This window comes from Paraburkholderia fungorum (assembly GCF_902833645.1).
Classification (GTDB): Bacteria; Pseudomonadota; Gammaproteobacteria; order Burkholderiales; family Burkholderiaceae; genus Paraburkholderia; species Paraburkholderia fungorum.
In genome coordinates, this window is record NZ_CADFGE010000027.1 from 1 (window position 1) to 472 (window position 472).

General features: G+C 50.2%; 1 tRNA gene. It reads right to left on the reverse strand.

The annotated features are described in order from the left end of the window. Positions 1–271: 271 nt before the first annotated feature. A tRNA-Ala gene (locus tag HWX91_RS40455) sits at positions 272–347 on the reverse strand. Between the last annotated feature and the right edge of the window lie 125 nt (positions 348–472).

Genomic DNA, 472 nt, shown 5'->3' on the forward strand with positions numbered 1-472 from the left:
GTTCACATCGTTACAGGTTGAGTATTCGTGTTGCGCCGTATTCCAAAGCAATCTTTCGATCACCTTTTCATACATTGATACAATCACAACCCTGATTCACCTACTCGCACACCCATCTCTAAGTATGCTTTCGTGAATCTCTTTACTACTTCTTCCTGATTGTTAAAGAACGACAGCCGATATCGCAGTTGCTATAACCGCGTATCACTCTGACTGGCTCAATCGCCAATGCATAAGGCTCGGTGACTACCGAACACTAGGCATTGAGGATTGGTGGAGGATGACGGGATCGAACCGACGACCCCCTGCTTGCAAAGCAGGTGCTCTCCCAGCTGAGCTAATCCCCCAGTCATGCACAGATCACCATCACACCTCGGGGTTCATCGGCTCGCGCAGCCATCGCAGACAAGACAATGGTGGGTCTGGATGGATTCGAACCATCGACCCCCGCCTTATCAAGACGGTGCTCTAA